The following is a 23,642-nucleotide window of genomic DNA, read 5'->3' as shown; positions in this document are numbered from 1 at the left end:
CGGTCAGACCGCCATCAGGTCTTCTTCCTTGGCCTTGAGCGCCTTATCGACTTCAGCAATGTACTTGTCAGTCAGCTTCTGGATCTCCTCCTCGGCACCACGCTCCTCGTCCTCGGTGATTTCCTTCTCTTTGAGCAGTTCCTTCACTGTGCTGTTGGCATCGCGCCGGGCACTGCGGATGGCAACGCGCGCGTGCTCGGCGTCGGCCTTGGCCTGCTTGACCATCTCCTTCCGGCTTTCCTCGGTCAGCATGGGCATGGGCACACGGATCACATCACCGGTGGAGGACGGGTTCAGGCCCAGATCCGACATCATGATCGCTTTCTCGATGGTCGGGATCATGGTTTTTTCCCAGGGTGACACTGCCAGCGTCCGGTTGTCTTCAACATTGACGCTCGCCACCTGCTTGAGTGGCGTTTCCTGGCCGTAATAGCTCACCATCACACTGTCCAGAATGGCCGGATGCGCGCGGCCGGTACGGATTTTCTTGAATGCCGAGAACAGGTTCTCAACACCCTTCTGCATCTTTTTGTCGGCTTCTGATTTGATGTCATCAATCACGTCAGCATCCTCGCTGTTATTCGATCAGTGTACCTTCTTTCTCACCCGTCACGATGCGGGTCAGGACGCCGGGCCGGTTCATATCGAACACCCGCAGCGGCATGCCATGATCCCGGGCCAGACAGATGGCGGTAAGATCCATCACGCCAAGCTTCTTGTCCAGTACTTCATCGTAGGTGAGATAGTCGTATTTTTGTGCAGACGGGTCGATATTGGGATCAGCCGAATAGACTCCGTCCACCTTGGTGGCCTTCAGGACCGCGTCAGCCTCAATCTCGATGCCACGCAGGCAGGCGGCTGAGTCTGTGGTAAAGAAGGGATTGCCGGTGCCGGCACTAAAAATCACCACGTCGCCTTCTTTCAGATCCCGCACCGCACGACGGCGATCATAGTGCTCAACGATACCGCTCATCGGGATCGCTGACATGACCCGTGTCCGGATGTTCGAGCGCTCCAGGGCATCACGCATGGCCAGGCCGTTCATCATGGTGGCCAGCATTCCCATGTGATCACCGGTTACCCGGTCCAGGCCCGCTGCGTTCAGGGCCGCGCCCCGGAACAGGTTGCCACCACCGATAACCAGCGCCACCTGTACACCAATACCGACCAGCGCGCCGATTTCCAGCGCCATGCGGTCAAGTACTTTGGGATCAATACCGAAACCGTGATCACCCGTCAGCGCTTCACCACTGAGCTTGAGCAGAACACGTTTGTATCTGGGCTGGTTTTTCGACGCTGTCGGCATGGCGATCCCCTTTTTCGTCTGATGGTTGTCCGCGTATGCGGTCTTCAGGCCTGTATCTGACATACTCCTCACAAAAGGGGTATCTCAGATACAAGCCCGCCACGAAAGTCAGGGAAACTCCCGACTGACGTGGCAGACTCGGGTAACGCCGCCACTGTCGTGACGGCGCTTCGAAGGGGATCAGGCCTTGCCAGTACCTGCTGCAGCAGCAACTTCGGCTGCGAAATCCACTTCTTCTTTCTCGATACCTTCGCCCACTTCCAGGCGAACGAAACCGACCAGCTCGCCGCCGGCAGACTTGATGAGTTCACCAACGGTCTGATCCGGATTCTTGACGAACGGCTGTTCAACAAGGCTGTTTTCCTTGAGGAACTTCTTGATACGGCCACCCATCATCTTCTCAACGATCTCGGCAGGCTTGCCTTCCATATCCGGCTGAGCCTTGATGATGGCCTTTTCTTTTTCCAGCTCGTCTTCCGGCATGTCTTCCGGCTTGCCAACGCGCGGGTTAACCGCAGCAGCGTGCATGGCAACGTCACGGGCCACTTCCGGATCGCCGGCGCTCAGAGCGACAACGGAGGCGATCTTGCTGTTGCTGTGAACGTAGCCGCCGACAACCGGACCTTCAACTTTCACGATACGGCGAACGGTGATGTTCTCACCGATTTTCTGGACCAGCTCTTTACGCTTGGTTTCCAGTTCACCGTCCATCAGTTTTTCAACGTCGGTCTCGCCGTTGCTGAATGCAACGTCCAGAACTTCGTTGGCAAAGGTCATGAAGTTGTCATCACGAGCAACAAAGTCGGTCTCGGAGTTGACTTCCAGGATGTAAGCAACGGTGTTGTCGTCGGAGATCTTGATCAGGGAAACGCCTTCAGCGGCGGTACGGCCGGCTTTCTTGGCAGCCTTCAGACCTGAAGACTTGCGCAGCTCTTCGATAGCCGCCTCAACACTGCCTTCAGCTTCTACCAGTGCTTTTTTGCATTCCATCATGCCAAGACCGGTACGCTCACGCAGCTCTTTGACCATTGCAGCGGTAATTGCAGCCATGTTCAATCCTCTTTAACTTGTCCGAATTCGGTGGGGCAGGTGTACCCGGGCACCCCGGGTACACACTGAAGTTCAATTATGAAACCGGTGTGACCTTATTCGGCCGCCGGCTCAGCGCCTTCGGCACCTTCACTGACTTCAACAAACTCGTCCGCACCGGAGCCGGCGGACTGGGCTGCGTCGATGCAGGAATCCGCAACCGCTTTCACGTAGATCTGGATGGCGCGAATGGCGTCATCGTTACCCGGGATCACGTAGTCCACGCCGTCCGGATCGCTGTTGGTATCAACAACACCAATAACCGGGATACCCAGCTTGTTGGCTTCTTTGATAGCAATCCGCTCGTGGTCCACGTCGATCACGAACATGGCATCCGGCAGGCCGCCCATGTCCTTGATACCGCCGATGGAGCGCTCCAGGCGTTCCATTTCGCGGGTGCGATCCAGGGCTTCTTTCTTGGTCAGCTTGTCGAACGTACCGTCCTGGCTCTGGGCTTCCAGGTCACGATAGCGACGGATGGACTGACGAATGGTCTTGTAGTTGGTCAGCATGCCGCCGAGCCAGCGATGGTTCACGTAAGGCTGACCGGCACGCAGTGCCTCTTCCTTAATGATCTTGGCGGCGGAACGCTTGGTACCGACGAACAGAATCTTGTTCTTGTTCTCTGCCAGCTGCTGAATGAACTTCAGAGCCTCTTCCATGGCAGGAACAGTCTGCTCGAGGTTGATGATATGAATCTTGTTGCGGGCACCGAAAATGAACTTGGACATTTTCGGGTTCCAGTAACGGGTCTGGTGACCGAAGTGAGCACCTGCCTTGAGCAGGTCACGCATATTTACCTGAGCCATGATAGTTACCTTCTTTAGCTTCGGGTTAGTCCTCCACGCGTCCAATTACCCCAACCTCGCCCCTTATAAGCAGGAGCAGGCACCCTGGGATAACGTGCCGACACGTGTGCGAATTTGCTGGATCTTTGCCAGCGGGCGCGTTTATACCACAAACACCCCTGACAACGCCATTATTTTTGGCGACCGGCTTCCTTGTACCGGAACCGCGCGGCCCTTAAAATGGTGGTTTGACGCAAATCAACAGGAAGCCCGATGCAGGTAACGATCAAGACCCCGGAAGAAATTGAGAAAATGCGCGTGGCCGGCCGTCTGGCGGCCAACGTCCTGGAAATGCTGGATGAGCACGTCAAGCCTGGCGTGACCACCGAAGAGCTGGACCGTCTCGCTCACGACTATATTGTGAATGAGCAGAAAGCGGTGCCCGCCCCTCTCAACTACAAGGGGTTCCCGAAATCCATCTGCACCTCGGTCAATCACGTGGTCTGCCACGGCATTCCAACAGAAAAGAAGGTGCTCAAGCACGGCGACATCATCAATATCGATGTGACCGTCATCAAGGATGGCTATCACGGCGACACCAGCAAGATGTGGGTGGTCGGTAAACCCAAACCCGGCACCGAGCGCCTTATCCAGATTACCCAGGAATGCCTCTATAAAGGCATTGAACTGGTCAAGCCCGGCACCCGTCTTGGCGATATTGGCCACGTAATCCAGGAGCACGCCGAAAAACATCGCTATTCCGTGGTCCGGGACTTCTGCGGGCATGGCATCGGCAAGGGCTTCCATGAGGACCCCCAGGTCATGCACTACGGCAAGGCAGGCACCGGCTTCGAACTCAAGGAAGGCATGACTTTCACCATTGAGCCGATGATCAACCAGGGCAAATACCAGACCAAGGTGCTCGGCGATGGCTGGACCGCGGTGACCAAGGACCACAAACTGTCGGCCCAGTGGGAACACACCATTCTGGTCACTGCCGACGGCTATGAAGTGCTGACCAAACGATCGGAAGAGTCTTTCTAAGTGGACCGAAGCGAGCTGGAATCCCGGATCAGCAACGACGTTTCCCCGGTTCTGGCCGCGCGGGAATTGCTCCGGGAAAGCTACAACGCCGATGCCGAGGCCTTCCGCCAGGGCGCAGATGTCCGAGCGCTGGTGCAGGCCCGGGCAGACACTGTCGATACGGTTCTTCGGCTGGTCTGGAATCGCTATCCTTTCGCCAACTCCCCTGATGTCGCTCTGGTCGCCGTGGGGGGCTATGGCCGCGGCGAACTGCACCCACATTCCGATATCGACCTGCTGATTCTCACCCGTAACGGTATAGAGGAAGCCTGGCAGGAAGACCTGAGAGCCTTTGTCACCCTTCTGTGGGACCTCAAGCTGGATATTGGTCACAGCGTGCGCAGCCTGGCCGAATCCATTGCAGCAGCCCGGGACGACATCACCATTCTGACCAACCTGCTGGAAACCCGGACGATTGCCGGCCCGGACGCCCTGCGTGCGGAGCTCGGCGGGAAAGTCTATTCCGACGAGGTCATGTCGGATCACGATTACTTCCTGGCCAAACGGGACGAACAGCAGCAGCGTCACCGCAAGTACGGTGACACCGAATACAACCTGGAGCCCAACGTTAAAGGGTCGCCGGGGGCACTGCGTGACATCCAGACCATCGGCTGGATCACCAAACGCCATTTCGGCCTGCAGAACATTGCCGACCTTACCAGCTTCAGCATCCTGACCCAGGAAGAACATGACATCCTGCACCGGGGCGAAACTTTCCTCTGGCGCCTGCGCTACGGTCTGCAACTGATCGCCGACCGCAACGAAAACCGCCTGCTGTTCGACCACCAGCGGGCCCTGGCCGATATGCTGGGTTACCGGGATGAGGATGAGCGCCTGGCAGTCGAGTTGATGATGCAGCAGTACTACCGCAGCGTCCTCGCCCTGGCAGAGCTGACGGATGTCATCCTGCAGTACTACGACGAAGCCATCCTAGGTGCCGGCGATGAAGACGAAATCCGACCGCTGAACAAGCGCTTCCAGATCCGCAATCGCTACATTGAAGCGGTCAACAACCAGGTCTTTGCCTACGCGCCCTACGCGATCATGGAAATCTTCGTGCTGATGGCCCAGCACCCCGAGATCAAGGGGATCCGGGCAACCACGATCCGTTCGCTGCGGGCGCACCGCCACCTCATCGATGACGCCTTCCGCTCGGATCTGGCGGTCACCACCCTGTTTATGGAACTGCTACGCACGCCCCACGCGCTGGACCAGAGCCTGTCTGCAATGAAGAAGTACAATGTTCTGGGGCGCTATCTGCCGGAATTCGGGCAGATTATCGGCCAGATGCAGCACGACCTGTTCCATATTTTTACGGTGGACGCCCACACCATGCGGGTGATCCGAAACATGGTGCGGCTGAACAGTGGTGAGGCCAGCCCCGAGTACCCGCTGGCGTCCCGGCTGATACACCGCCTGCCGAAACTGGAAACCCTGTTCATTGCCGGCCTGTACCACGACGTCGCCAAAGGCCGGGGCGGAGACCATTCGGAACTGGGCGCCATTGACGCCGAGGCGTTCTGCCAGCGCCATCACCTGAGTGAGCGCGACACCCAACTGGTGTCCTGGCTGGTGGAAAACCACCTGCTGATGTCCATGACCGCCCAGCGCAAGGACATCTCTGATCCGGACATCATCCAGGCCTTCGCTCGCGCCGTACCCAGTCAGGCACACCTGGATTACCTGTATATCCTGACCGTCTGCGACATCAGCGCCACCAACCCGAAGCTCTGGAACACTTGGCGAGCGTCGCTTCTACGCCAGCTCTATATCGAGACCAAGCGGGCACTGCGCCGGGGCACCGATACCCCCGTCAACCGTCAGGACTGGATCCGGGCGACAAGAGAAGAGGCGAGGGAAATCCTGCTTGCCCAGAATATGACCGATGAGCAGATTGACCGGGTCTGGAATACCGTGGATGACGAATACTTTCTGCAGGATTCCACCGTGGACATCGCCTGGCAGACAGCGGCCATCATCCGCCACGGCGATGACCCGGACCCGCTGGTCCTGATTCGCGATACCCGGGGCGGCCCGACCGACGGCTACTCCCAGATCATCATCTATATGAAAGACCGGGTTGCGCTGTTTGCAGCCACAACCGCGGTGCTTGAACAGCTTAACCTCAACATCGTGGATGCCCGGATCAGCGCAACCGAGGACGGCCCCTACTCCATCAGTTCCTACGTGGTTCTGGACGAACAGGGACAGCCCCTGGGCGTCGACCCTGACCGCAAGGAGCGCGTCAGGAGCCGGCTCATCGAGGAACTGGATGATCCGGATGACTACCCGGACATCATTCACCGGCGCACCCCGAGGCAGCTCAAACACTTTGCCTTCCCGACGGAAGTCACCTTCTCCAACGACACGGTCAACCAGCGGACGGTCATGGAAGTGGTCACCCCCGACCGCCCGGGTCTTCTGGCACGCATCGGCCAGGTTCTGCTGGAGCATCGGGTCAGGCTCACTAACGCAAAAATCGCCACGCTGGGGGAACGCGTCGAGGACGTATTCTTTATCACCGACGAGCACGGTGGACAGCTTCGGGATCCGGGTATCTGCCGGGATCTGCAACAGGACCTCTGCAAAATGCTGGACGATATTCAATGAACCGGAACCTGGACCGACTCCATCCCTACCCGTTCGAAAAGCTGGCCAGACTCAAGGCTGGCATCCAGGAACCGGAACATCTGGCGCCCATATCACTGGGTATTGGTGAGCCGAAACATCCGTCACCGGCTTTCGTAAAACAGGTCATTGCTGACAACCTGGACAAGCTCGCCAACTATCCCACAACCCGGGGTACTGACGAACTTAGAGAAGCCATTGCCGGCTGGGCAAGCCGTCGCTTCAGTCTGACGCCGGGCACCCTTGACCCGGCACGCCACGTGGTTCCGGTCAACGGCACGCGGGAGGCCATTTTTGCACTGGTACAGGCACTGGTGGACAACAGCAGGCCAGCCGCCAAGGTGGTCAGCCCCAATCCGTTCTACCAGATCTATGAAGGCGCGGCGTTCCTGGCCGGCGCCGATCCGGTCTATCTGTCCTGCGATGCCGATAACGGTTTCATCCCGGACTTTGACGCGGTTCCAGACAGCATCTGGCAGGATTGTCAGATTCTGTTCCTGTGCTCACCGGGCAATCCGAGTGGCGCGGTCATTCCCCGGGAAACACTGACCCGGGTGATCGAACTCGCGGACAGGCACGACTTCATCATTGCCTCCGATGAATGCTATTCGGAGCTTTACCCGGATGAGAGCCAGCCTCCGGAGGGACTGTTGCAGACCTGCGCAGCTATCGGCCGGTACGATTTCCGGCGCTGCCTGGTATTCCACAGCCTGTCCAAACGCAGCAATCTGCCGGGACTGCGTTCCGGCTTTGTGGCCGGGGACGCGGACCTGCTCGCCGGTTACCTGAAATACCGGACCTACCACGGCTGCGCCATGCCGGTCCACAATCAACTGGCCAGCATTGCCGCCTGGAACGACGAAGACCACGTCCGGGAGAACCGCGCGGCCTACCGCGACAAATTCGAAGCCGTGGTGCCCATCCTGCGGGAAGTCATGAATGTGGATTACCCGGACGCCGGCTTCTACCTCTGGCCGGAAACACCGATGAGCGACGAGACCTTCGCCCGTGAACTGTCCGCCCAACAGAACGTACACGTACTGCCCGGCCGCTACCTTTCAAGAACGGTGGACGGCCACAATCCCGGCGAAAACCGCGTCCGCATGGCCCTGGTTGCACCACTGGAGGAATGCGTGGAAGCCGCAAGACGCATCGTGACTTTCGTTAAATCCCAAAACGCCTGAGAGCAGAAAAACGGCCCATGAAACTGTACGGCATCAGAAACTGCGACACCGTGAAAAAAGCCCGGAAGTGGCTGGAAGAAAACGGCATTGACTATGAATTCCACGATTTCAAAAAAGACGGTCTGAGCGACGACCAGCTCCGTCAGTGGGAACAGGCCGTTGGCTGGGAAACTCTCGTTAACCGGCGCGGAACCACCTGGCGCAAACTGCCGGAGGAGGTGCGTGATAGCATGGACGCAGACACGGCACACCAGGTCATGCTGGAGAATCCCTCCATCATCAAGCGGCCAGTTGTCGAACGCGCAGACAACGCCATCTCCGTGGGCTTTAACGCAGACACATGGGCAAAGTGGACCCACTGAACACGCCCGTCACATCCAATTTCAGATTCAACTTGAACAGGAGCAAGCACCCGATGAGTTTTGCATTCGGCATTGGTATCGGCACCCAGAATAATCAGGGCGAATGGCTGGAAGTCTTTTACCAGCAGCCTGTCATGACCCCGGACAAGGCACTGGTTGACGTGCTTGAAAGCACCGTCGGATACCAGGGTGGCAACCAGGCCATCAGCGCCTCCGCCGATCAACTGAACCAACTGGCCACCAGCCTGCGCCAGGTTGGCGAAACCGACCAGGCCCGTCTGGCAGAGGCTGCTGCAGGCAGCAAGCGCCCGGTCGTGGTGACCATCCTGGCCACGGACGATACCGCCTCCAGTACGCCGGAGGTTTACCTCAAGCTGCACCTGATCTCCCACCGACAGGCCAAGCCCCACGGCCTCAAGCTGGACGGCATTTTCGGCCTGCTGCCGAACCTGGCGTGGACCAGCGAAGGCGCCATCGACCTGAACGAATTGTCCGAGCGCCAACTGCAGGCACGGATTGAGGGCCGCACGCTGGAAGTCAAATCCGTGGACAAGTTCCCGCAGATGACCGATTACGTCGTGCCCAAGGGCGTGCGCATCGCCGATACTGCCCGTGTCCGCCTGGGCGCCTATGTGGGCGAAGGGACAACCGTGATGCACGAGGGCTTCATTAACTTCAACGCCGGCACCGAAGGCACCTCCATGATCGAAGGCCGTATTTCAGCCGGCGTCCTGATCGGCAAGGGCTCCGACCTGGGCGGTGGCTGCTCCACCATGGGCACCCTGTCCGGTGGCGGCAACATCATCATATCCGTGGGTGAAAACTGCCTGCTCGGCGCCAACGCCGGCATCGGCATTCCTCTCGGAGATCGTTGCACCGTGGAAGCCGGCCTGTACCTGACCGCCGGCACCAAGGTCGCCCTGCTGGACGACCACAATCAGCTGGTGGAACTGGTCAAGGCCCGCGATCTGGCTGGCAAGGACGACCTGCTGTTCCGTCGCAACAGCCAGACAGGTGCGGTGGAATGCAAAACCAACAAGACTGCCATTGAACTGAACGACGAACTGCACGCCAACAACTGATGACGCCCATGACCCTATCCCCGACCCTGGAACTTGCCCGTGATCTGATCAGCCGGCGTTCGGTAACACCGGACGATGCGGGCTGCCAGGAGCTGATGATGTCTCGCCTGGCCCCCCTGGGCTTTAACGGTGAGAACCTGCGGTTCGGTGACGTCGACAACCTCTGGGCCCGAAAGGGCTCCGAGGGGCCGGTACTGGCCTTCGCCGGCCACACCGACGTGGTGCCCACCGGTCCCGAGGGCAACTGGGCGCATCCGCCGTTTGACCCCACGTTCCGCGACGGCTACCTCTATGGCCGGGGCGCAGCAGACATGAAAGGCAGCCTGGCGGCCTTTATCACCGCCTGCGAGCGCTTTCTGGCCAAACACCAGCCACGGGGCTCCATTGCCCTGCTGATTACCAGCGATGAAGAAGGCCCGGCAAAGGACGGCACAGTCAGGGTGGTGGAGACCCTGGAGGCGCGCAATGAGAAGATCGACTGGTGCCTGATCGGTGAACCGTCATCAACTCACGAAGTGGGCGACACCATCAAGAACGGTCGACGCGGCTCCCTGCACGGCTACCTCACGGTCCATGGTACTCAGGGCCATGTGGCCTACCCGCACCTGGCTGAGAACCCGGTGCATCTCGTGGCACCTGCCCTGGATGCCCTGGCCCGGGAATTCTGGGACAGCGGCAATGACTTTTTCCCGCCCACAACCTTTCAGGTGACGCGGATTGAGTCCGGCATGGGCAGCAATGTGATTCCCGGCGAGTGCCTGGTGCATTTCAATTTCCGCTACTGCACGGAAAACACGGCGGAAAGCCTTGAGGAACGGGTTGTGGCCATACTGGATCGCCACAATCTGAAGTACGACCTGCAATGGCATCTGAGCGGCCGCCCTTTCCTGACCGACAAGGGGGCTTTGGTGTCAGCCAGTCAGGATGCCATCCGCACGGTAACCGGCCGGGAGACGGAGCTGTCCACGTCCGGCGGGACGTCCGATGGCCGATTCATCGCGCCCACCGGCGCACAGGTGGTCGAACTCGGCCCCCTGAATGCCACCATCCACAAAGTGGACGAGTGCGTGAAAGCCGAGGACCTGGACACGCTTTCAGAGATCTATGAGCGCATCCTGGTGAACCTGTTGGCTTAGCCACGGCTTCCCCCTCATCCCGTGAGGGGAATAAAACGTTCAGTAATGAGGAGGAGGTGTTTCATCCTCCTCTTTTTTTACATTGGACGGGGAAATGTCCTTCAACTGCTTGTGCAGCAATTGCTTGGCGTGCCACAACTCCCGGATGTCCAACTCCTGCTGCGCCACCTGCTCACTGAGCGTATGGATGACGTCATCCTGGAACGCCAACCGGGTTTCCAGTTCTGCCAGCCTGTCTTCAAGCGTCTTTTTACTCATGGGGTTTGGTCAGCCCTTTATGCAATCTGGTATCATGCCGCCTTTTGCCGCCGGGCATCCTTGTTGCCCGGAGGTCATCACCGGCCGGACGCCCATGTTACCTGATGTCCGGCTGTTTATCGTTAGCGTCAAACCATGGAGACTATTCATCCAATGCGTAATCCAGCCAAGGCGATCCTTGTTTCCGTCCTGATCGCAATTCCGGCACCTCTTGTCCTCGGCGTTCTGCTTACATCCACGCCGGACGCCCTTCGCCTGCTGGCCCTTGGCGAGCCCCTTGAGGCACTGGGCAGTGGCAGCGGTATCGCGGCCTATGTCTTTGCCGTGGTCATTTTTGCCATCGTCGGTGTCCTGTCCATCCTCGTGGCTGGCAAACAGACAGCAGCCTCCAGTAACCAGAGCCGTAACCAGGCACCTCGCCAGAATCGTCAACCACGCAATAACCAGCCCGAGGACGACGATCTGGACGATGACTCCCCTGAGGGTGATGAAGAGGGCACCGTCAAGTGGTTCAATGTCAAGAAAGGCTTTGGCTTTATCGTCCGCGACGGGGGCGACGAGGTCTTCGTGCACTTCCGTGCCATTCGCGGCCGCGGCCGTCGTGTGCTGCGCCAGGGACAACTGGTGCGCTTCGATGTGGTGGAGGCGGAGAAAGGCCTGCAGGCCAACAACGTGTCCATACTGAGCGACTGATCGTCGCTTCCTGCCCCAATAGTCCAACGACTAGGCTAGGAGTGAAATACCTCCTAGCCACCGATACCCCGAAAGTTCCAACACAATTCTGCGCTGCTGACTGAAGATATCTGGCGGCCGGCCAATCGTGTAGTGTAGTGAACTGGATCATCCGCTAGGCACTGGGTCGTGCGGCGCTCTCTGAGCCCCTGCCGCCGGCGAATGCCAGTTGGGGGCTGGCTTTCCCGGTTTTCAGTTGCAGGCGTGTGAGTATCTGGTCATCCGCCCCGGCATAGATCAGCCGGAAGCGCAGGTAGCCACCACCGAGCAGGTAGTGCTCGCCGACGTCCAGGTCTGACATCGGAGGGATGCGTCCGGTGCGCTCATAGTACTCGGCTCGTTCGCGTTCCTCATCGGTCAGATGAATACCCCGTTTATCCTCCCAGAAGATGCTGTCATCCAGAATATGCTTCTTGGCCACCAACTCCCGGAGATAAGCGATCACCTCCGCTTCTCCTGCCCACTCCGGCAGGAAGCCGGCGATTGAGTCGTGGACGTATTCATCCATCATTACTGCAACGGGCTCGGGTGGCGTGCCAAGTTCAGGGTAGAATTCATCGATTCGTCGCCAATCCTTGGCGGCGGAGGGATCGCCGCCGGTTTTCAGAATGATCCAGTCAGCCTCGTCTCCCGGGTTCCCTCTACTGTAACGACGGCGTTTTTCGCGTATTTCCTGCCACTCCGAAAACCGCTCCAGTTCCTCCTGGAACTTGCGATAACCGGAGGCAAGGTTGTTCCGGTCGTACTGGGAGGCAAGCCGATAGCTTCTCAGAGTAGTCACACCTCCGGCCCGATGGTTGTTCAGACGCCATTCTATGGCCCGGCGCCAATGTTCACGGACAATAGTCCCGGTTTCGCCGGACTTCACCTGGCATTGGTTGATGTAGGCGTTGAAGTCTCGGATGGTCTCCGGGGCGATTTTAAAGCCGTCCTGATCGTCAGATAACGCCTGTTCCAGTTTCAGCGGAACACCCGCCAAGCGGGCTTTCCGGTACATCACTGCCAGCGGAATACGGGAGATCATATCCCGCCCGATGTTATCGGTGCCTTTGCCCTGTTCGCCGGGACTGTAGCCCCCGCCGATGTCCGAATGCACACCGGGGAAGACGATTTCCTCGCCATTGCTGGCAATGGAATGATCATTGTATATGGAGTCCAGCGGGAAGGACTGGCGGTTCTCATGCGCAGAAACCAGATGAACGCACTGGGCTACATTCGGTGGAATGGCCAGTGAAATCTCGGCGTCTGCCCAGGCGCCATGACCATCAGCGGTGGGCACCATGTTGGCGATGCCGACTGATGCCACCGTATCGAAGATGCCCAGAAAATCGAAGGTCGCCGGGAAGCCTCCGAGGGTTAGCCCCTGGCTCGCCTTTCCGGTCAGACTGGCATCCAGTTCACAGAGCTTGACCAGCCAGTTGGAGAAGGTTCGGGCTTCGGCGGCGCCACGGGAAAACCCGAACGCAGACAGATACACGTTTTTGACGATGCCGGGCTCTTTGTTGGCAGGCGCGCTGAATCCATCACTCATATGATTGGCAATGGCACGGTGTAGCCGCCTGAGCCAGCTTGCGAGGGTCAGCGGAATCGTCTGTTGCTGTTGTTGAATCCCGTACTTGTTATAGGAAGTCCGGGCCAGCGGATCACTTTGCAGGGCGCTCGCATCCAGGTTGCCTGAGTCGCTCACTCGCTGGACTTCCTGGTTGTCGATCAGCATCGATTTGAGGAAGTAACGGTGTACGGCATTGATGACCTGGGCCAATCCCCAAAGAATGCGCACTTCCCCCAGACGCCCCGTGCCACCTCCGAGAGTCTTGTCGAAAAAACCTTCTCCGGAATCTCCGACCTGACTGAATGCCGTGCCGACACCAGGTGTGTAGATACGGAAAAAGTTATCGTAGTCGGCCAGGTTGGCCTGCCAGTCGGTCTCTGGTGGCAGTACGCCAGGCACGCTCATGCCAGGGAAGGTATTGTAGAGTCTGGCAACATTGGACTCGCTGTGATCATTGCGGCTGATGCTGTCGCCGTAATTGTTGCCGGTACCATCAAAGAAGGTGCCGATGAAGAGGTTGGTGTCGCAGGGGGATAGGGCAGAAGAGGTCGTTTCTCTTTGCTCATAGAGATTATCTAAATCCTTAATTTCTAAATGTGAAAAGAAGGAGCTTCTGTTAGCAGGGTTTCTATATCCTTCACTTATTGTTTTGGCCAGTGTTGAGTTCATGGTCTGGCCTCCTCAAGAATACGAATCTCCTTTTTGTCGTTTTCAATGTAACGCACGAGGTAGTTTTGGAGCAGTTCGTGGAATTGAGGGTCTTCGGGCCCAGAATACTGATCCAAGTCTTTGGTTCTTGTTCGCTTGAATACTCCCCAGTAAGTCTTCCGAGTTTCTATGGGGTTTTCGCTCAGTTCATCTAAAGCTTCTTGATTGCGACCGAGTCGTTCTCTTACCAGTTGAAGATCCCTGTCTATGATTTTTCTTCGGTATTCATCCGAAGGCTCCGGCCACCCTTTTACGTCGCCGGGAAAATCTTCATGGGGTGGGTCCAGGTCGCTGACGACCACCTTCGCCTGTTTCTCGGGCAGGAACTGCACCCACAGTGTGCCGCGGGCGGGTGTCTCGTATTCCGGAATGTTAACGGAAATGGTGTGTTTGACGGTGCCCTCGGCCTGGCGTTTGGCAAGGTTGGCCGAACGTTCGTCGGTGGTTTCGCCCTCCAGCGGATAGCGGACAATGACGTTGACGGTCATGCCTTCGTGCCATTTTTCGGGAACCTGATAACAGCACTGGATACCACCGGCACTGTACGGGGTGATGGACATGCCGGTGCCCCGGTTTTCGGGGTTGCTGGGATCTTCAACCGCGAAGGCACTGATACCCTTGCCAGCATAGTCAACACCTGTAACGTTCAGAGTGACGGCGTTCCCGCTCTCGCTTGGGCCACAACCAGAGAGAACGAGGATGGCCACCATTGCAAAGATCCGGCGTAGGTTAAAATGCATTGGGACACACTCCTTGTTGTCTCTGGGTATGGGATGAACAGTTCCTTGTCTCTGGATAATAACGACGGGATAGCGGCAAGGCTTCAGGTTTCATGATGGTGTCCTGGCCGATAGGCGGCCTGCCGACAACACTCTAACTGCTGGGCGTAGGTGTCAACAGGTAATGCTGTTTTGTCCAGTGTCTCTTCGATCCAGCCATAAAGCTCTGAGGGTTTATCAAAACTCTGGAAGATTGCTGGCTCGTTACGTCGAAGACCATCAGCGAGGGCATCAATCCGGTTCATATCGAGCAAGGTCGACACCTGATGTTCGTTGAGTTCGAGAGAGCCGGGTAAGGGAGGAGTGGGTGTTTCAGTGTGTGGTCCCAGATCCAATGTGTACCATAAGCCATCCCGCGCAACATAGCTCCAATTCAACATACCTCCGGTTAAATGGGCTTTTTGGGCTGGTGTAAGCATGGCCATAACCTGCGGAAGCCTTCGGTTATCGGACAGGCGTAGCAGATAACGCTCTTTTTGGATTGTGATAAAACGAAAGGCAGCCAGCCTTTGCCAAAGACCTTCCATCGATTCTTTTGAAACAATCATGCTGAGCATTGGATTACCCTCGGTTTCTTTCCGCAACTGCTGAACAGTCTGGAGTTTGTCCTCGGTAATACGCAGCAGCAGCGGAGAGACCGCCAATACCCGTTCACTGGTGTTGGGGGCGTCCTGATAGAGTGACAGCCATTGCGTGTTGTTAAATAGAGATCTGACCATCGCAAGTGCGGTGTTATATCGAAAAGCCGCATCGACTAATAAATAGACATTTGCATCATCGCCAGAGCCAAGCCAGTGCTTGATTGACGATATAGTCTGAGCTTCCCAGTCAGGAGGGTACTGATCTATTAGCTGCATGGGGTTCAACCTACGCTGACAACAGGCGTTCCGTTTGAAAGGTTTTTCAACAGACATTCGACACAGATGCTTTCAGGCATTTGAGGCATTGAAACGCTCAACTGGGTCGGCCCGCCAAAGCTCTTCATCGCCCCTTTCACGTTCACCTTGCCCGGGGCATGAAGCTCGATATTGCCATCCTTGATCCGCACATAGGCGCCGCCGCTGACCAGCAGGATTTCCTTGGCGGCGGCCAGGTCGATTTTGTCCTCGCTGGAGGTGATGTTCAGGTCTTTGCGGGCGGTGGTTTCCAGGTTGTCGGATTGGGCCTGTACCTGCACCTTGCCCCGGGCCGCAAACAGCTTGATGCCGGCCTTTTGCACGAACAGCGACAGGGCTTCGGAGATGGAAGCCACCAGGCTTTTGCCGGTGGCGATGTTGACGTCTTCGCCCGAGGCCACGCTCAGGGATTTGCCCTGGGCCAGGTGGCTGGATTCCGGGGTGCTCATTGTGATGCCCGCCGGTGAGGCCATGTGCAGCCAGGGGGCTTTCATTCTGGCCGCTTCACCCCGTCCGCCGCTGTCGCTGGCGCCGGCGGCGCTGCTCTGGTCGCTGTCGGTGAGTTGTTCGCTGGTGCCGTAGGTGTCGTCGGCGTCGTCTCCGGCCTGTTTGAGGTAGGCGGTGGCGTTTAGGGCCTCGGCGTTGTGGTCAGCTGCACTCTGGCTGAGGCTGTCGCTCAGTTGCCAGGCGCTCTGGATCTGCTGTCGGGCTGGAGTAAGATCAAGTTGGTCGCCGCTGGCACCGATCTGGCCCCAACTGGTCAGGTACAGGCCTTCGTTGGCCCGGATGGCGCCGTAGGCGTCGGTGCGCAGTTCAAAGCCGGTGCCCCGGAAGCCGCCCCGGTGGTTGCCGTTCTGGTGGATCAGGTAGCCCAGGTTGAGCTGGCTCTTTTCGTTTTCGGAGTTCAGGCGCACCCGTTCCTGGTCGGTGGCGTCGTCAAAGACCAGTTCGTTGTACTGGCTGCCCTTGTAGGTTTTGCTTTTGAACCCGGAGAGCAGGCCGTGGCTGTGCCAGTCGGGTTGCTGTTCGCCGTTGTAGACCCGGCCGGTGATCAGGGGGCGGTCGGCGTCGCCTTCGAGGAAGTCGACGATGACTTCCTGGCCGATGCGGGGCACGAACACGCCACCCCAGCCGGGGCCGGCGTTGGGCTGGGCCACCCGTAGCCAGACGCCGGCCTGTTCGTTGTGCTGGCCCTGGCGGTCCCAGTGGAACTGTACACGGACGCGGTTGAGGGCGTCGGTGTGAATTTCTTCGCCTTCGGGGCCGACCACGGTGGCGGTCTGGGGGCCGCCGATCACCGGGCGTTTGTGGAGTATGGGCGAACGGTAGGGCTGGGTGCGGCGTTGGGCCTGCAGTTCCACCAGGAAGTGGCCGCTGCCGGCGTTGTTGATGTCGTCCGGGCTGTCGTTATCCAGGCCCTGGGCCCGCTTGGCGGCGTCGATTTGGGGCTTGAGGCTGCCGGGTAAGGTGTTCAGGTGGGCCGAGACCGGCAGGGCGTTCTCGGCGTGGACGGTGACGCCGAGTATCAGGAACTGGCGTTCGGCTTCGCCACCGGTGTCGTGGCGGGGGTGCTGGCTGAGTTCGAACCAGCGCCCGGCGTCGAGTTGCCGGACACCGCCGGCACCCCGGAAGCGTTTGGCCTGGGATTCGTGGGCTTCGAGGCGGTTGGCACTCAGGCGTTCGCCGCGGTCGTGGCCGTAGTAATAGTATTCGCCGGCGTAGTCGTAGACTTCGGCGTCCGGCAGGTTGCCCTGGTCATGCAGGGTGCTCAGGCCGGTGCGTTTGGTCAGGGACGGTTGTTTGTAGTCGAAGGTGCCGATACTGACGCGGGTGGGCTGCTGCTGGCGTACGCCGCCCCACTGGGTGAGGGCATCTTCTTGTTCGGTAGCGGCCTGGCGGTGGAAGCGGATAACCCGGGGCTGGACCGGGGCGGTGGTGTCGACGTCGTCGGTGATGACCAGGCGGTGGCCGTCGAAGTGGTTCGATTCCTGATCTTCATTGTCTTCGCCGCTCCCATTACCGGAGTGCTCGAAGTAGTACCACAGGCCTTCTTCTTCCATCAGGCGGCTGACGAACTGGAAGTCGCTTTCCCGGTACTGCACGCAGTAGCTGCGGGCCGGGTACTCTCTTCGCAGGTCGAAGCGGTAGCCGCCCCGGGCCAGGTCGTGGCCGTCAAAGACCTGGCTGAGGATGTCCACCACCGAGCGGTTCTGGAAGATGCGGCTGTTGCGCCCGAGCTTGAGCATCTCGAGCCAGGGCACCAGGGTGAGCTGGTAGTAGGTCACGCCGCCGTCTTCACCCAGTAGGGCGGCTTCGGAGACCAGCCCGTGCAGGTGGCGGTAGCCGCCATCGGCCTGTAAAACCGACAGGCGGGCCGGCTGGGCCATCAGAGTTTTGAGTTCAATATCGCCCTGCTGGGAGAAGCAGTCCAGAGTGTAGCGAAAGGGTTCGCTGACGCGCTGTTCGCCTATGAGGCGGTGGGGCAACAACGGCGCGCCGACCGACAGGCGCAGCAGGCGCTGGGACTGAGAGAGTTCGGTGTTGAAAATGTCCGAGAGAGAATGAGGGAGCGTACCTGACTCTTCCATGAGCACTTTCCATCCTTAGAGTTTTGTTCTCAGACAGCCTGCCTTGGCCGCCAAGCCATAGTATATCGACCTACAAAGATAGCCAAACCAACCAGATCTCAAATTTAATCACTTGCAACACTTAGGAGATCAGATCCAGCTCAGTTCCAGACCACTTTCTGTTCCCCCCGGTGGTCCAAGCGCCACCATTTTTCATCCTCGACCGGATCACCCTCCTGCCAGTCCCCCGGACTGCAACGCACTTCACGGTCCAGCACACGCCAGGCGCTCCGCGCACATTCCAGATCGCTATGCCACGGCAACCGTTCGCCCTCCAGCACAACCGACGTGAAGCGCTTACCAAACGCGCCCGGGTAGAGAGTGATACGCAGACGCTCGCTGCCATACCGGCCTGCCCCCTTCACAACCCCATTCAGGTCACTGTCATTCAGCTCCAGATGGTCCAGCTGGCCGGATAGCCAGCCTGAGACATCACCTGACTCCAGATCACGAATATAGATTTCCAGATCCTGCACCCGAGGTATCTCCCTGCTCCTGATCGTCAAAGCCGTCATAGTGGACCGGGTGGGGGCCCGCTGCAAGCAGTCGCTGGAGTTCCTCCTCCAGATCCGCCAGAGACAGGGTGTCCGGCTCTTCTGTCCGCTGACCTTCCAGTTGCTCCGGGCGCCGTTCCGACAGGGGCTCGTGCTGAACGGTAGCACCCCGGGCCAGGGCGACCAGTGCCTGACGATCGGCTTCACGATGACGAGCCTCCAGCATCTGGCTCTGGGAGGTGCCATGCACCACCAGCCATCCATGCCGCGCCGCCGCCCGGCACAGCCATTTCAGCATGATACCGGGCGTCATTCCGCGGTCTCGAGCCACTGCCGCCACATGATCCAGCAGGTCCGGGCGCAGTTGCAGATTCCAGCGCTTTTCAATCACGGGTTGATGCAGACTCAGAATGGACCGGCACTGCATCCGGCTGCTGGAAGGCAATGGAATGATTTCAGGCTGCCGCCCGGTCATCCGGGCCAGTCGAAGATAATCCGCTTCCCGGGCAAAACCATGCCGCCCCAGCGCCAGCACCGGGCCACCCCATTGAGCGAGCAGCCGGGCAATGGCACTGCCAGGCCACACCATCAATTCCAGCAGGTCCGAAGGCGATACCTGGTCCAGCACCAGTACCGGCCAGTGACCAACGCCTTCACCAGACTCCACATAGCGGGCAACGCAGTCGCGAACGGACGTGTCATGACGGGGATTGACTGACACGCTGTCAAAACCGGGGGCAGAACGCAGCACCTGAAGCCAACTGGTCTTGCCACTGCCTTCCGGGCCAGTGACCCAGACCAGAACCGAGGGATCACTGGTCAGTGTCACGGCCAGATCTTCAGCGAGCATCAACCAGGCGGGGTCGGTCAATGCGATCGGAACAGTGTCCGGGGCTTCCGGTAACATACTAGCGGGTTTCTCTGGCCAGGACTGCACCAGTTCCAGAACCGCCACATAGGCTTTGTCCTGCAAGCGTTCACAGCAGCAGGCCAGGGTTCTGAGCATGTTCAGCCAGTTAAGCCACTCGGCGCCGGTAATCTCTCTGGCCCGGGAGATCCAGTACAGCAACTGGGAGGACAGCTGCCCTTCGTTGTGTACCTCGGTGACCAACGGCTGCTCGCCCTGGATGGTACGAACCAGCTCGTCGATATCCACCGACTCGCTGCGCAGAAAAGGGATGATTCCCGGGGCGGTATCAAGCAGGGCCAGCAGAAAGTCCTCTACCGTCACCACCGCGCCACCCCGATGCAACACGCTCTCACGCGCCTGCCGGAGCGCAGCCTGGCACTCCGGCGCCAGACATGCCTGCCAGTCTTCCATGAACTACTCCTCATCCATGAGTCTTCGAAGGGACATCGTCCTGATGCCGTGGGTAATGAGCCCTGAACGCTCGCCATTCAGAGGCGTCTTTGACTGAGCGGATTCTAGAACGAAAGCCCCACCCCGGCAATGCTATTTGCCGGTGGCAGAGCTTTTGGCATTACCAGGTCCCGGTATTCTCCATGCTCACCCAGGGCTCCCTCGGTTCGAGGGCATCCCCTTTCTGGAGCAGTTCGATGGAAATGTTGTCCGGGGTGCGGACAAACGCCATGTGACCGTCCCGAGGCGGGCGATTAATGGTCACTCCATTGGCCTGGAGTTTTTCGCACAGGGCATAGATGTCGTCCACCCGGTAGGCCAGGTGCCCGAAGTTGCGGCCACCCGTGTACTCTTCCGGATCCCAGTTGTAGGTCAACTCGATCATGGGCGCCCTATCTTCCCGGGCACGAGCCTCATCCTCCGGCGCAGCCAGGAAAACGAGGGTGAAGCGCCCCTTGTCACTGCTTTTTCGGCTGATCTCCACCATGCCCAGCAGGTCACAGAAAAAATGCAGCGTCTCATCGAGATTACTGACCCGAATCATGGTGTGCAGATATTGCATGAATGCCTCCGTCAGGAATTTCGGTCCAGTTTACACCCTCCGGGCGGAGGCGGTCAGGGGGCTATTCCGGTGTATTCGTCAACCAGATGCATTGGTAAGGCTTTAGCGTAAGCACACCGGATAGGTCATCAATCTGCAGTCCGGAAATCAGGTCCCGCCACTGATCGGTGCCAATTAGGTTGATATCCCCGAGTGCCACCTGCTGCACCTCGCCGCTGATGTTGTGAATACAGAAAATGGACTGTTCCCGCCGCATGCTCTGGCGCCAGAACCCGAAAATCTGCAGACCCAGATGCAGGGTAAACTGCGTGGCATTGGGGTGGAACGCTGGCTGGTCACGACGAATGCCAATCAGCCGTTTAAGCTCATGGAACACCTTGCCGTGGTGGCTGAGCGGATCATCCAGCGTCGATTCCAGGGTATCGATCTGCCACTGACTGCGGTTAATGGAACGCAAACGGCCGGTGTGCTCCACCCGGACCTGATCATTCTCGGTCCCGAGCAGACTGTGAATGTAAAACGCCGGGATCCCTTCCAGGGCGAGCATGACGGTATGGGCACAGAGGAAACGCTGCAACTGCCAGTGGTCGGAACCACCTTCTGCCGTGCCCTTGAGGGCATCCCAGAGTGTGATGTTGATTTCATAAGCCTGATCCCGCCCGTCGGGCGCACGCCGGTAGGAGACCCGACCGCCAAAGGATTCCATGGTATTGATCAGACGCTGTTTCTCGTCCTCGGTCAGCAGACCGTCCGTGGGACGCAGTCCGATGCCATCATGGGACGCGATGAAGTTCAGATAAGTGGTCCCCATCTGTGCCGGAGGCATGCTCATCAGCCAGGTTTTCAGGTGACGGCAGTTGCCGGTGACCAGCGTGTTCAACAGCAGCGGCGGCAGGGAAAAATTGTAGATGGCATGGGCTTCGTTGGCGTTACCGAAGTAGGTCAGGTTTTCCCGGTTGGGCACGTTGGTTTCCGTAATCACCATGGCGCCCGGGGCGTACTCCTCGATCAGCAACCGGAGGATCTTGATCAGCTCATGGGTCTGTTGCAGATGGATACAGGAGGTGCCAATTTCCTTCCAGAGGAAGGCCACCGCATCCATCCGGAAGATTCGGACCCCACAATCCATGTAATGGCGGATAATGCCCACAAACTCCAGAAGCACCTCCGGGTTGGCGAAGTTCAGGTCCACCTGGTCTTCACTGAAGGTACACCAGACCCAGCGTTCGCCGTCCTCGGTTTGAACAGGCGTCAACAGCGGCGATGTCCGTGGCCGAACGACCATGCTCACATCGGTTTTCGGGTCCGCCTCAAAAAAATAGTCCCTGCCCGGATTCACCCGCTTGCGAAAGTTCTCAAACCACCGACTACGGGATGAGACATGATTGATCACAAGGTCCGACATCAGCGTGTAGTCCCGGGCAATGGCCCGGATGTCATCCCAGTCCCCATGGGATTCGTTGACCGCCATGTAATCCATGACGGCAAAGCCATCGTCCGAGCTGTACGGAAAAAACGGCAGAACATGCACCATCGACAAGGTGTCCCGCAGGCAGTCATCCAGAAAGCGCTTGAGGGTAACCAGCGGCTTTTCCCCGGCCTGCTGAACCGTATCGGCGTAGGTGATCAGAAGGACATCGGCTTCATTCCAGAGATTCTGATGCGCCGGGGGCGTCTCCGCATCGGGCGCCAGGTCCAACCTGTCGAGGATTCTGCCGGCGAGATAGTCGCAATCCAGGGCCGGATACACGACATCCAGCATGGCCTGAAGCTTGTCATGCAGCGTGCGGGTCATGGGCGGTATTCCTCGTTGTCCAGTTCTACGGCCTCCAGCAGTTGCTCCCGGATATCCGGTAAGGCACTGGTCACGCGATTCCAACTGGGGATAAAGGGCGTATCCATCGGATGTTCGAGAAAGTAGGCGCCGGCCCTCATGACGTTCTGGGCAAAGAGTTCCACCGCCTTTTCCTCTTTATGCCGATCAAAGGACAGGCCGTTCATGATGGCATCGTTCTCGTAAGTCTCGACGAAATCCAGGGCCATGCGGAAGTAGGTTGCCTTGAGGGTGCGGAATTTCTCATTGGAGAACACCTCACCATTGGTGGCCAGTTTCCTGAACAGGGCCTTGGAGATGTCCACGCTCATTTTGGACAGGCCCTTGGAGGCATCCGCCGGCGACAGATCCTGATGCTTGTGGTCGTATACATCGGCAATGTCGACCTGGCACAGACGATTGGTGGCGTAGTTGCGCTTCATCTCGGAAAGCACGCCGATCTCCAGCCCCCAGTCGCTGGGAATCCGCAGGTCGTTGATCACGTCGGTCCGAAAGGAGAATTCACCGGCCAGCGGGTAACGGTAGCTGTCCAGATAATCGAGGAAGTCACTGGGGCCGCAGACTTTCTTCAGGGCCCGGATCAGGGGCGTTACCAGCAGCCGGCTGACCCGGCCGTTCATTTTCTGGTCCGCCACGCGCGCGTAATAACCCTTGCAGAACTGATAGTTGAACCCGGGATGGGCCACCGGGTAGATCAGCCGGGCCAACAGGTCTCTGGAATAGGTCACGATGTCGCAATCGTGCAGGGCCACCGACTCACTCACCCCGGAAGCCAGGACATAACCGAAGCAGTACCAGACATTACGCCCTTTCCCCATTTCCGTCGGAGCCAGCCCCTGCTCCCGAAGGGTCATGTCCAGTTTGCGCAGTCGTGGTCCGTCATTCCAGAGCACACGGAACGGCTGGGGAAGCTCGGAGAAGTACTCCAGCGCATAGCGGTATTCGCGCTCGTTGGCTTTATCGAGCCCGATCACGACCTCATCCAGGTAAGGCACCTGGGCCAGCTCCTGAACGATGTTTTTCAAAGCCGGCCCTTCCAGTTCGGAAAACAGGGAGGGCAGCACCAGCGACATGGGGCGGGACTTGCGGAATTTCATCAGGTCCTGTTCCAGATCCCCGACGGGGCGCCGGACCAGGTTGTGCAGGGTGGTTATGATGCCGTTCTGGTAAAAGTCGCCCATG

The 23,642-nt window shown here is 58.6% G+C and carries 21 protein-coding genes; 7 read left to right on the top strand and 14 right to left on the bottom strand.

What is annotated here, in order from left to right; translation table 11 throughout:
- Positions 1-3: 3 nt before the first annotated feature.
- The 4 genes from frr to rpsB all read right to left on the bottom strand — a co-directional run bounded on the left by frr (position 4) and on the right by rpsB (position 3,204).
- A complete protein-coding gene (gene frr, locus HNR38_RS15430) occupies positions 4-561 on the bottom strand; it encodes a ribosome recycling factor (protein ID WP_183705946.1) in 558 nt (185 codons plus the stop codon).
- A gap of 16 nt (positions 562-577) precedes the next feature.
- A complete protein-coding gene (gene pyrH / locus HNR38_RS15425) occupies positions 578-1,306 on the bottom strand; it encodes a UMP kinase (RefSeq protein ID WP_183705944.1) in 729 nt (242 codons plus the stop codon).
- Between the two features lie 180 nt (positions 1,307-1,486).
- Complete coding sequence (tsf, locus tag HNR38_RS15420; RefSeq protein ID WP_183705942.1) at positions 1,487-2,356, bottom strand: translation elongation factor Ts; 870 nt, start codon at positions 2,354-2,356, stop codon at positions 1,487-1,489.
- Between the two features lie 95 nt (positions 2,357-2,451).
- Positions 2,452-3,204 (bottom strand): 30S ribosomal protein S2, encoded by a 753-nt coding sequence (rpsB, locus tag HNR38_RS15415; RefSeq protein WP_183705940.1) that lies wholly within the window; start codon positions 3,202-3,204, stop codon positions 2,452-2,454.
- A gap of 252 nt (positions 3,205-3,456) precedes the next feature.
- Between rpsB and map the strand changes: the two genes are divergently transcribed.
- Genes map through dapE form a run of 6 tightly spaced genes read left to right on the top strand, consistent with a single transcriptional unit; the run spans position 3,457 to position 10,658 of the window.
- Positions 3,457-4,227, top strand: a complete 771-nt coding sequence (gene map / locus HNR38_RS15410; protein ID WP_183705938.1) for a type I methionyl aminopeptidase — start codon at positions 3,457-3,459, stop codon at positions 4,225-4,227.
- The gene (locus HNR38_RS15405) at positions 4,228-6,876 is read left to right on the top strand and encodes a [protein-PII] uridylyltransferase (RefSeq protein ID WP_183705935.1); all 2,649 of its coding nucleotides are present in this window, start codon (positions 4,228-4,230) and stop codon (positions 6,874-6,876) included.
- Positions 6,873-8,078, top strand: coding sequence for a succinyldiaminopimelate transaminase (dapC, locus tag HNR38_RS15400; protein ID WP_183705933.1), 1,206 nt, complete (start codon positions 6,873-6,875; stop codon positions 8,076-8,078). Before HNR38_RS15405 ends, dapC begins: the two co-directional genes overlap by 4 nt.
- Before the next feature lie 17 nt (positions 8,079-8,095).
- Positions 8,096-8,440 (top strand): ArsC family reductase, encoded by a 345-nt coding sequence (locus HNR38_RS15395; RefSeq protein WP_183705931.1) that lies wholly within the window; start codon positions 8,096-8,098, stop codon positions 8,438-8,440.
- A 53-nt stretch (positions 8,441-8,493) separates the two neighbouring features.
- Positions 8,494-9,522: a 2,3,4,5-tetrahydropyridine-2,6-dicarboxylate N-succinyltransferase gene (dapD, locus tag HNR38_RS15390; protein ID WP_183705929.1), complete on the top strand. Its 1,029-nt coding sequence runs from the start codon at positions 8,494-8,496 to the stop codon at positions 9,520-9,522.
- A gap of 8 nt (positions 9,523-9,530) precedes the next feature.
- Positions 9,531-10,658 carry a succinyl-diaminopimelate desuccinylase gene (dapE, locus tag HNR38_RS15385; RefSeq protein ID WP_183705927.1) on the top strand — a complete coding sequence of 376 codons (1,128 nt, stop codon included), beginning with the start codon at positions 9,531-9,533 and terminating at the stop codon, positions 10,656-10,658.
- Between the two features lie 39 nt (positions 10,659-10,697).
- Here dapE and HNR38_RS15380 read toward each other — a convergent pair whose 3' ends face one another.
- Entirely contained in the window at positions 10,698-10,916 is a 219-nt protein-coding gene (locus tag HNR38_RS15380; RefSeq protein WP_183705925.1) for a SlyX family protein, read from the bottom strand.
- A gap of 153 nt (positions 10,917-11,069) precedes the next feature.
- Between HNR38_RS15380 and HNR38_RS17535 the strand changes: the two genes are divergently transcribed.
- The gene (locus HNR38_RS17535) at positions 11,070-11,609 is read left to right on the top strand and encodes a cold-shock protein (protein WP_183705923.1); all 540 of its coding nucleotides are present in this window, start codon (positions 11,070-11,072) and stop codon (positions 11,607-11,609) included.
- 154 nt (positions 11,610-11,763) lie between these two features.
- On the opposite strand, the gene HNR38_RS15370 is transcribed toward HNR38_RS17535, so the two are convergent.
- The 9 genes from HNR38_RS15370 to HNR38_RS15330 form a co-directional block, all read right to left on the bottom strand.
- Entirely contained in the window at positions 11,764-13,605 is a 1,842-nt protein-coding gene (locus HNR38_RS15370) for a T6SS phospholipase effector Tle1-like catalytic domain-containing protein (protein WP_343068344.1), read from the bottom strand.
- Between the two features lie 260 nt (positions 13,606-13,865).
- Positions 13,866-14,648, bottom strand: a complete 783-nt coding sequence (locus tag HNR38_RS15365; RefSeq protein WP_183705919.1) for a DUF3304 domain-containing protein — start codon at positions 14,646-14,648, stop codon at positions 13,866-13,868.
- An 83-nt stretch (positions 14,649-14,731) separates the two neighbouring features.
- A complete protein-coding gene (locus HNR38_RS15360; protein WP_183705917.1) occupies positions 14,732-15,544 on the bottom strand; it encodes a DUF4123 domain-containing protein in 813 nt (270 codons plus the stop codon).
- A 5-nt stretch (positions 15,545-15,549) separates the two neighbouring features.
- The gene (locus HNR38_RS15355) at positions 15,550-18,171 is read right to left on the bottom strand and encodes a type VI secretion system Vgr family protein (RefSeq protein WP_183705914.1); all 2,622 of its coding nucleotides are present in this window, start codon (positions 18,169-18,171) and stop codon (positions 15,550-15,552) included.
- Positions 18,172-18,311: 140 nt separating this feature from the next.
- Positions 18,312-18,686, bottom strand: coding sequence for a hypothetical protein (locus HNR38_RS15350; RefSeq protein ID WP_183705911.1), 375 nt, complete (start codon positions 18,684-18,686; stop codon positions 18,312-18,314).
- Positions 18,658-20,025: a hypothetical protein gene (locus HNR38_RS15345; RefSeq protein ID WP_183705909.1), complete on the bottom strand. Its 1,368-nt coding sequence runs from the start codon at positions 20,023-20,025 to the stop codon at positions 18,658-18,660. The genes HNR38_RS15350 and HNR38_RS15345 overlap by 29 nt, the downstream gene beginning before the upstream one ends.
- Positions 20,026-20,185: 160 nt before the next feature.
- Positions 20,186-20,626 (bottom strand): VOC family protein, encoded by a 441-nt coding sequence (locus tag HNR38_RS15340; protein WP_183705907.1) that lies wholly within the window; start codon positions 20,624-20,626, stop codon positions 20,186-20,188.
- A gap of 61 nt (positions 20,627-20,687) precedes the next feature.
- Entirely contained in the window at positions 20,688-22,421 is a 1,734-nt protein-coding gene (locus tag HNR38_RS15335) for a sugar phosphorylase (RefSeq protein ID WP_183705904.1), read from the bottom strand.
- A complete protein-coding gene (locus HNR38_RS15330) occupies positions 22,418-23,641 on the bottom strand; it encodes a glycosyltransferase family protein (protein ID WP_183705902.1) in 1,224 nt (407 codons plus the stop codon). The genes HNR38_RS15335 and HNR38_RS15330 overlap by 4 nt, the downstream gene beginning before the upstream one ends.
- Between the last annotated feature and the right edge of the window lies 1 nt (position 23,642).

It is taken from the genome of Marinobacter oulmenensis (assembly GCF_014201735.1).
Lineage (GTDB): Bacteria > Pseudomonadota > Gammaproteobacteria > Pseudomonadales > Oleiphilaceae > Marinobacter > Marinobacter oulmenensis.
The sequence above is the reverse complement of the archived record's forward strand: the minus strand, read 5'-3'. Positions and strand labels throughout refer to the sequence as shown.